Raw genomic sequence first — 6,755 nt, 5'->3', positions numbered from 1 at the left:
CGCCAGAGCCGATGGTACTGCGGTAACACGTGGGAGAGTAGGTCGGCGCCAAATTTTAATTCGAAGGCCATCCGCATCGCGGGTGGCCTTTATTGTTTTATGCGTTTTTTAAGCCTCACGGTGCTGTTTTATTAGAACTTTTGCCCTTTGCAAGTGTTTTAATTACAAATAAACTGAGACTAAGCAAAGCATTATGCGTATCTTTACGCTTTAATATTATAATAATGAACATCAACTTTGGATCGAGAAAGGAAGTAATGAAGCATATAGAAAAATATATGCTTGAAAAGATGCCTGAATACCTTAAACCTATAGATGACATCTGGCAACCTTCTGATTTTTTGCCTGATTCGAGTAGGGATGATTTCTTTGCCAAGGTAAAAGAACTTCAACAAAGTGCCAATGAACTATCTTATGATTTAGTGGCAGTTTTGATCGGCGATACCATTACAGAAGAAGCCTTGCCAACCTACGAATCTTGGTTGGTTACAGTTGATGACGTTTCTAAAGATGAAGAAGGCGGCTGGATGAAATGGACCAGACATTGGACAGCTGAAGAAAACAGACACGGTGATCTTTTAAATAAATACTTATACCTTTCTGGTCGTGTAGATATGCGCCAAATGGAAATATCTACCCAATACCTGATTGCTGATGGATTTGACATCGGAACCGGAAGAGATCCATACAGAAACTTTATTTATACTTCTTTTCAAGAATTGGCAACCAATGTTTCGCATAGAAGAGTTGCTTCTTTAGCCAAAAAAGATGGTGACACCTTATTGTCTAAAATGTGCGGTGTAATTGCTTCTGATGAAGCGAGACATGCCAAGGCCTACAAAGACTTTATTTCTCGCGTATTTGAAGTTGATCCAAACGAGGCGATGTTGGCGTTTGAAGACATGATGCGCAAGAAAATCGTTATGCCTGCCCACTTCTTAAGAGAAATGGGATTGAAAATAGGCCAAACTTTTGGCCACTTTACAGATGCGGCGCAACGTTTAGGCGTATATACCTCTACAGATTACGTAGATATCTTAAAACAATTGATCGGCGATTGGAAGATCGAAAGCATGAGAGAGTTGAATGAAGCCGGCGAAAAAGCCAGGGATTACATTTTAGCTTTACCAGATCGATTGTTGCGTGTAGCAGATCGAATGAAAAACCCAACCATGGATTACAAATTCAAATGGATTTTAGCATAAAACGAAGCGACTTTAAGTCGCTTTTTTTATGAACAAGCTTTGCTGTTTCCCTAAATAGAAGTTGTAACATTTTTTTCATCAAAACCGATAGTTCAAAATGGTTGAGAATGTTTTTTATATTTGGGTTAAACTACACCTCACCTATGTTAATCATCAAATCATCCAAAATTGCCTTGTTGGCAATAGGGATGGCTATATCCGGTTATAGCTATGCCCAAAGCGAAATCAATCCGACACCCAATGTTATTCCTGCCCTAAGAGAATGGAAAGGTGACAAAGGCCATTTTAAGCTCAAGAAGCAAGTCAGCATCATTGTTGAACCATCTTCTTCAAAAGCACTGATGCCTTACTTAAAAACCTTTGTAAGCGATCTCCATGTGGTATTACCCACACATCAGTTTACGATTAAGGAAGGTGGACCTGAAGCAGGGGGCATTTATTTCAAGGTAACTCCTCCAGACACGGTCTTAAAGAATGAGGGCTATAGCCTGATTGTGAATGATCGGATTACTATAGCAGCACATAAACCCATAGGCGCATTCTGGGCAACCCGTACATTGCTGCAATTGTTGGAGCAAGATCCGCAACACGAGAAGATTGCAAAAGGAACGGCAAGGGATTATCCTCAATTTGCCGTTCGTGGCTTTGTATTGGATGTTGGACGGAAATTCTTTAGCCTGCAGTTCTTGCGCGATTATGTAAAGTTAATGGCTTACTATAAGCTTAATGATTTTCAGATCCACCTCAATGATAACGGATTTAAACAATTCTTTAATAACGATTGGGACAAAACCTATTCGGCTTTTCGCCTAGAAAATGAAACCTATCCTAACCTGACGGCCAAAGACGGGAGTTATACCAAAAAAGAATTTATTGAACTGCAACAATTGGCAGAATCATATGGCGTAAAAATCATTCCTGAAATTGACGTACCTGCGCACTCGCTATCTTTTGTAAAAGCCGTTCCCGAAATTGGCAGCAAAAAGTACGGAATGGATCATTTGGACATCAACAACCCAAAGACCAAAGAGGTGATCAATAATGTGTTTAAAGAATACCTGAGTGGCCCTAATCCAGTATTTATTGGCGATGAAGTGCATATCGGCACCGATGAATATGCCAAGGCCGAAGCAGAGAAGTTTAGGGAGTTTACAGACGATTACATCAAGTATGTAGAGAGTTTTGGCAAAAAAGTAAGACTTTGGGGTGCTTTAACACATGCCAAGGGCAATACGCCCGTAAAAGTAAAAGATGTTACCATGAATGTGTGGTACAACGGTTATGCCGATCCGAAAGAGATGATTGATTTGGGTTACGATGTGATCAGCACACCCGATGGCTGGCTGTATATCGTGCCTAAAGCGGGTTATTATTATGATTACCTAAACCTCAAGAAAATCTATAACGAATGGACCCCAAATATAATCGGCAACCAAACTTTTGATGAAAACCATCCGAAAATTAAAGGGGGCTCTTTTGCAGTTTGGAATGACCATGTTGGCAATGGCATTACCGAAAAAGATGTAAATGATCGCGTTTTTCCGGCATTGCAGGTATTGGCGCAGAAAATGTGGGATGGTACAGCTGCCGTTAAGTTGCTGAGCTATGATGCATTTGCCAAACAAAGCATGTTGCTAGGCGAGGGACCTGGCCTAAATATGCGTGGCAAAATAACAGGAAAAGACAGCTTGGTACTCTACTATAATTTCAACAGCAAGAATGCCTCCGATTTGAGCAAGGACAAACGTAATGGCACCATTAACCATTCGGTAACATTTAGTAGATCAGGAGAACGGAAATCAGCATATTTTAAGGGTGGAGAAACAGCTATCCAAACCCCTTTAACAGGCATTGGCTATAACTACACCGTTTCTTTTTGGGTAAATCCCGATCAGGCCAATGCTGATGACGCGATTTTGTTTTCATCAGCCGATGCTGTAGTCAAACTCAAGCAACAAAGCACCAATAAACTGGGTTTCTCAAGAGAAAACTATCATTATAACTTTAACTATAGTGTGCCGGCAAATACTTGGACACATCTGGTGATTACTGGAGATAATAAAGGAACAAGGTTATATGTAAACGGCGTTTTGACGGAGAAGTTGGAAGGAGCGATGCAAGAATTTAGCAATACCAAAGACAAAATAGCCAAAGTACAGACTTTGTTTTTTCCGTTAACTTATATCGGTTCTCTTCAAAATAGCTTTAAGGGCTATATGGATGAGGTTAAGGTATTCAATAAAATACTTTCTGCCGAAGACATTAAAAAACTTTCTCTTCAATAGAATAAAAAAGGGATGGTAGAAGTGCCATCCCTTTTTGTTTGATTATTTCAGTTCCCTGATCCTGATATTTTTAAACCAGGCTTTGGCAGCATGGTCCTGTAGCACAATCTTGCCTGTTTTGGCACTTCCATAGTCGGGATAATCTTTCCATTTACCCTCTTTTTTCTTTTTCTCCCACTCGCTGGTCCAAGCCTTAAATTCGACAATTTTTTTGCCATTTAGCCAATGTTCAACATGCCCTTTGTTAAATATGATACGGCTGCTGTTCCACTCGCCAATAGGCTTTAGTACTTTTTGACTATCGTTAGCAAGGTTCATGGCGTAATCGGCTCCGGTTTTTTGCCATTCTTCCAGTTTACTGGGAAAACCTACATCGTCTATCAATTGATATTCTGGACCGGTTTCATACGGCCCTTTGTATTTGGTTTGCTCCACTACGTGATACATTACGCCGCTGTTGCCGCCTTTTCCTAATTTCCATTCCCACTCCAGTTCAAAATTATCGTAGTTTTTGTCTGTTGCCAAATCGCCTCCGGTATCATGTGCAGCTGCGCCTAAGCACACCAAGCTTCCATCTTCTACCACCCAATTGCCTACTTTTTGAGCACCTTTGTTATAACCATGCCAGCCGTTTAGGCTTTTGCCATCAAATAGCTTTACCCAGGTTCCAACTGGAGCAGCAGTGGTGTTTGCATTTGTTTTGTTCACCGCTGGTTCTGGTGAAATTGAAGCGTAGCTAAGGTAGACACCTGCTACGGCCATGGTTAATATGTATGTCGTCTTCATCTGTTTATCATTTATTTTTCTTGATTTGCATTTTTTCTGGATCCCAAAATATGGGGGTTTCTTTAAAGTAGCTGTCGTTGCACAATAAAGCTGGCGCGGCTGCCCGATAACCGAAAATGGCATCTTCAACCACATTGCCTTTGGTACGTATAGCATTGAAAAAGTTAACAAAATGATCGTAAGGACCTCCTTTATAGCCTTCTTCAGCCGCATATTTGGTAGTTTGCGGTGGCAATATCTGCTTGCGTTCTGAAACAATTCTCCCTTGTTTTTTCATCTGTTCGATAAAAAAAGGATCATCGGAAACAACGTTCTTATTCCTTTTGAGGGTTACATCATCCCAAGTAACATCCATTGATCCTTCGCTTCCCACCAATTTGAGGTAAGTATTGCCACTGGTGCCGTCAATAAAATTGCAACGCAAGGATAAGTTAAATGCCGGATGGTTCTTTTGCACGGCATAGTCGAAGGCTCCCAATTGCATATCAGGAACTTCTCTACCATCGTTCCAATAACGCAAACCACCGGTTGAGTAGATTTTTTCTGGACCCATAGACCCCGTAATGAAGTGAAGACTGGAGAAAAGGTGTACATACAAATCGCCCGACATGCCAGTGCCATAATCGAGGTAATTTCTCCACCTGAAAAAGCGTTTGGCATCGAAAGGACGCTTTTTAGTATTACTGATATAGCTTTCCCAGTCGACAGTTTGTGTAGAAGCATCGGCAGGGATCTGGTATTGCCAGGCACCTATTGGCGAAAACCTTGCCCAAAAGCCTTCCGCATAATTGAGTGTACCTATAGCGCCAGATTCCAACAGCTCTTTGGCTTTCTCATTACCCAATGAAGAAACACCTTGACTTCCCACCTGAAAAACCATTCCCGTTTCTTTTTGGGCTTTTATCACCTCATGGCCTTCATCTATGGCATGTACCATTGGTTTTTCGCAATATACGTGCTTGCCTGCGCGCATGGCATCGATGGAGATTTGTTTATGCCAATGGTCTGGAGTGCCAATAATGACTGCATCTATATCTTTGCGACTCAAAATTTCCTTGTAGCTGCGCGTAGTGAAAATATCGCTGCCCCAAAGCTTTTTGGCATCTTGTAACCTGCCATCGTACAAATCGCAGACGGCAATTAATTTTACACCAGGTACTTCAAGTGCTGTTTTCGTATCTGAAACACCCATGCCCCCGGCTCCAATCAATGCAATTTGAATGTTGTCGTTTGCCGAAAATTCAGAAGAACGCTTGAGATAAGTAAAGGGCGGTGAATGCTGTGCAGCCAATACCGAAGAACCGGTGGCGAGCATAGCAGAAGTGGTAGCCAGTTTCTTGATGAAACTTCTACGGGTGGATTCGGAAGATGTTTTCATATGTAAATTAGGATTAACTTGTTAGGTAACTATATCAATTTATTCAAAAGTTTTATAGTGCAAATTCTAAGTATATCTCCCTCAAATTCCATCCATGCCAAAGCAATAACAAGCACCTATGTGATTGTTAGCCATTGATATACAAGTTAAAAAAAGATATTATACTTTCCTAAAGTATTTGATTCTGGAGGGCAAAATTAAAACCTGTCTGGTTCAGTTTCTTGCCAGTTGACTTATCCCAAAGTAGGGGATTGGTGTGGTTAAAGTGAATGAAATAGATTTTTTTCTTCACTGTTGCGGATTCATTTTTAAACAGTGCGATGGTTTCGCTTACCAGCGGATGTGGCACTTCAGCTATTGGCCGGTTGCCCAATTCGGGGCCGGTATAGAAAGTTGCATCGAGCAAAGCGATATCAACCTGTTTGACTTCATTGATGATATTTTTATCCCACTTGCTCCATTTGTCGATATCTGGAATGAAAAGGTATTTCTTGGTAGCAGTAGCAATTTTAAAACCAGCCGTTTCCGAGTATTCGTCGCGATGCGGAACTGTAAAAGCACTCACGCTATTATCACCAATGGTAATGGATTGATCAGCTTTTAAATCGATCAAATTGATGTTTTTAAGTTTAACCAATTGGCTCCATGGTCCATTCTGTTCTAAAAATGCCTTCATTTTGGGCAATACATAAACCTTTAAGCCACTGGTATTCATGGCTTCCCTTCCAAACTCCATTAAGCCGGTATAATGACCTATGTGGGCATGGCTTAAGAAAACACCTTCGGGCAAATAAGGATATTGTTTTTGCGTTTGTGAGCTAAAATCCTGCAATTGTTGCTTGATATCTGGTGTAGCCTCGAAAAGCCACCATTTTTTATGAACAGGATCTACCAAGGCTAAGGAAACTACATGCCTACGCATGGCTGGCTTATTCCAAGCCTGGGTGCAACATTCTTTTGTACAACCCATTTGCGGATAGCCAGCATCCTGCGCAACGCCCAATACCAGCAAGTAAGCGCTTTTAGGCTCCGCAAAGCTAAAGGCACTGATTGTAACCAATAAAAGGCAAGTCAATAAAATTAGCTTTTTGCGAAGCATTG

5 protein-coding genes are annotated in these 6,755 nt (G+C 41.1%); 2 read left to right on the top strand and 3 right to left on the bottom strand.

The features are described 5' to 3' along the window. Window positions 1-224: 224 nt before the first annotated feature. Both AC570H_RS11600 and AC570H_RS11595 read left to right on the top strand, forming a co-directional pair. Window positions 225-1,205 (top strand): acyl-ACP desaturase, encoded by a 981-nt coding sequence (locus tag AC570H_RS11600; protein WP_497354881.1) that lies wholly within the window; start codon window positions 225-227, stop codon window positions 1,203-1,205. 143 nt (window positions 1,206-1,348) lie between these two features. Then, window positions 1,349-3,490, top strand: coding sequence for a glycoside hydrolase family 20 protein (locus tag AC570H_RS11595; RefSeq protein WP_497354879.1), 2,142 nt, complete (start codon window positions 1,349-1,351; stop codon window positions 3,488-3,490). A gap of 42 nt (window positions 3,491-3,532) precedes the next feature. Here the strand turns inward: AC570H_RS11595 and AC570H_RS11590 are convergent, their stop codons facing one another. The 3 genes from AC570H_RS11590 to AC570H_RS11580 form a co-directional block, all read right to left on the bottom strand. Next, a complete protein-coding gene (locus tag AC570H_RS11590) occupies window positions 3,533-4,276 on the bottom strand; it encodes a 3-keto-disaccharide hydrolase (protein ID WP_497354877.1) in 744 nt (247 codons plus the stop codon). 7 nt (window positions 4,277-4,283) lie between these two features. Next, complete coding sequence (locus AC570H_RS11585; protein ID WP_497354875.1) at window positions 4,284-5,654, bottom strand: Gfo/Idh/MocA family protein; 1,371 nt, start codon at window positions 5,652-5,654, stop codon at window positions 4,284-4,286. A gap of 169 nt (window positions 5,655-5,823) precedes the next feature. Next, window positions 5,824-6,729 (bottom strand): MBL fold metallo-hydrolase, encoded by a 906-nt coding sequence (locus AC570H_RS11580; RefSeq protein ID WP_497354873.1) that lies wholly within the window; start codon window positions 6,727-6,729, stop codon window positions 5,824-5,826. Window positions 6,730-6,755 lie beyond the last annotated feature (26 nt).

It is taken from the genome of Pedobacter sp. B4419 (genome assembly GCF_059693725.1).
This window is presented reverse-complemented; position numbering and strand designations above follow the sequence as displayed.